The sequence below is a fragment of the Nostoc sp. FACHB-190 genome (genome assembly GCF_014696905.1).
Classification (GTDB): Bacteria; Cyanobacteriota; Cyanobacteriia; order Cyanobacteriales; family Nostocaceae; genus Nostoc_B.
Genome location: NZ_JACJQW010000109.1, coordinates 1 through 1,989 on the forward strand (window position 1 = coordinate 1; position 1,989 = coordinate 1,989).

The 1,989-nt window shown below is 38.6% G+C and carries 5 protein-coding genes; all 5 read left to right on the forward strand.

Annotated elements, in window-relative coordinates; translation table 11 throughout:
- Positions 1-87: 87 nt before the first annotated feature.
- The 5 genes from H6G28_RS36355 to H6G28_RS36370 all read left to right on the forward strand — a co-directional run bounded on the left by H6G28_RS36355 (position 88) and on the right by H6G28_RS36370 (position 1,893).
- Entirely contained in the window at positions 88-825 is a 738-nt protein-coding gene (locus H6G28_RS36355) for a restriction endonuclease subunit S (protein ID WP_206758281.1), read from the forward strand.
- Between the two features lie 67 nt (positions 826-892).
- A complete protein-coding gene (locus H6G28_RS36360) occupies positions 893-1,153 on the forward strand; it encodes a hypothetical protein (protein WP_190678276.1) in 261 nt (86 codons plus the stop codon).
- Between the two features lie 10 nt (positions 1,154-1,163).
- Positions 1,164-1,373 carry a PIN domain-containing protein gene (locus H6G28_RS36540; RefSeq protein WP_199333029.1) on the forward strand — a complete coding sequence of 70 codons (210 nt, stop codon included), beginning with the start codon at positions 1,164-1,166 and terminating at the stop codon, positions 1,371-1,373.
- Positions 1,374-1,380: 7 nt separating this feature from the next.
- Positions 1,381-1,500, forward strand: coding sequence for a hypothetical protein (locus H6G28_RS37910; protein WP_397330365.1), 120 nt, complete (start codon positions 1,381-1,383; stop codon positions 1,498-1,500).
- Between the two features lie 45 nt (positions 1,501-1,545).
- Positions 1,546-1,893 carry a Uma2 family endonuclease gene (locus tag H6G28_RS36370; protein WP_242054754.1) on the forward strand — a complete coding sequence of 116 codons (348 nt, stop codon included), beginning with the start codon at positions 1,546-1,548 and terminating at the stop codon, positions 1,891-1,893.
- The last annotated feature ends 96 nt before the right edge of the window (positions 1,894-1,989 follow it).

Genomic DNA, 1,989 nt, shown 5'->3' on the forward strand with positions numbered 1-1,989 from the left:
GATAAGATGTCGGGCATGGGCGGCTAGTAGTTTCTGAGTTGTCGTTGTGAGAGACAATAACTCTACTACGAAACGCCCTACCTCTTCATGCTCTTATTTTGGCAACGGTATTGTATAACGACACAGCGTAAGTTTTATTTGCATTTTCCCAAAATCGCCGAACAAGAAAAGATTGCTATTTTTTTGGGGGCAGTGGATACGCGCCTAAACCAACTCCGCCGCAAACGGGAACTGCTGCAAACCTACAAACGCGGCGTTATGCAGAAAATATTCGCTCAAAAAATTCGGTTTAAGAGTGCGATCGGTTCTCCGTTCCCTGATTGGAAAAGGAAAAGATTGGAAGAATTATTTTCAGAATTCAAAAGCGGTTACGGGATTACTTCTGATGAAATAACTGAATATGGTACTTATCCAGTATTTGGGGGGAATGGCTTAAGAGGATACACAGAAAAATTTACTCATGACGGCTTTTATTTTTTGATCGGTAGACAAGGCGCATTATGTGGAAATATTCATCGCACCTATGGAAAAGCTTATATTTCAGAACATGCAATTGCTTGTCGAGCAAATGACACGGCTAATACCGAATGGCTTGCTCAGAGACTTGATTACTACAATCTTAATAAACTGTCAGAGTCATCAGCCCAGCCCGGTCTTTCTGTAAACAAGTTATTACGCTTTAAATTGTTTGCTCCTTCTAAAGAAGAACAAGAAAAAATAGCCAACTTCCTAACCGCAATTGATAAAAAAATCGAAACCCTCTTCCGCCAAATCGAGCAAACTGAAAAGTTCAAAAGAGGCTTACTCCAAAAACTGTTTGTTTGAAAAAGGTAACAGCAAATAAAATAAAAATATTACCGATTATCTAATAGAAAATATGGAGATTTAAGCAATGCTGAACTTGCAAATTACCAAGGAACAAGTATTTAGTTTACTTGAACAATTATCTTGGACAGAACAACAGGAGATTTTGCAATATCTGAGTCAAAAACTCCATAGTCAACCAGTTGATGATCAATCTAATCCTGATCATACTTCAGAGCATCCCATTAACCAACTCTCAGGAAAAATTACAGCTTTTCAAGGGGTTAATGCTTTAGCTTGGCAAGAGCAAATTCGGAGTGAGTGGGATGAAACTGGATTATCTCATTGATACTAATATTTTGATCTCATTGTTCAATCAAGAATTAACCCAACCCATACCCAATGGTAACATAGGTTATTCTGTCATCACAAGTATTGAAATTTTATCTTTTAAGGGTTTATCTTCGCAGGAAGATAATTTAATTCGTTCAACCCTAAAAACTCTTATCGAAGTATCTCTAGAGACTACTATTGCCGACAAAACAATTCAATATAAGGCGAAAATATAGCTTAAAGATGCCTGATGCTGTTATTCTCGCGAGTGCTTGGGAGTGTGCAGCAGTTTTGATTACCAATGATAAGCAGTTGTCCAAAATCAGCGAAGTACAGGTTCTTTCTTTGCCAACGAAAAGTTAGTTAGGGGATAGCGAATAAAATCAAAGTATTACCAATTACCCAAAAATGATCGCAGCTAAAGACAAACCCAAAAACTTAACCCCCGAAGAATACTTTGCTTGGGAAGAACAGCAACTAGAAAAACACGAACTGATCAACGGTCAAGTTTATCCTATGGGTATCTATGCCATGACTGGTGGTAGCAAAAACCATAGCTTACTTGCTGCCAGATTGATCACATTGTTTACCAATCATTTAGAAGGGAGTGGCTGCGAAACTGCAACTTCAGACCTACGAATTAATATTGTCGGCACAAATAACTACACCTACCCAGATGTCAGCGTTACCTGCGACGATCGCGATAAAACCACCACCCAATATATTACTTACCCCTGCCCATTGGTGACAAGTTAAAGCTGTAAGTCTTTTGTCAAGAGGCTTTGAGAGAATTGTTGAAAAAAAACTGGTCAGACCCTCGTTGAAGATCAGGAAAAGGAGCGACAATTAACT

Bases quoted from the DNA above. Each gene is read 5' to 3' on its own strand.
- H6G28_RS36355 (WP_206758281.1), top strand. From the start codon at position 88: ATGCTCTTATTTTGGCAACGGTATTGTATAACGACACAGCGTAAGTTT.
- H6G28_RS36360 (WP_190678276.1), top strand. From the start codon at position 893: ATGCTGAACTTGCAAATTACCAAGGAACAAGTATTTAGTTTACTTGAA.
- H6G28_RS37910 (WP_397330365.1), top strand. From the start codon at position 1,381: ATGCCTGATGCTGTTATTCTCGCGAGTGCTTGGGAGTGTGCAGCAGTT.
- H6G28_RS36370 (WP_242054754.1), top strand. From the start codon at position 1,546: ATGATCGCAGCTAAAGACAAACCCAAAAACTTAACCCCCGAAGAATAC.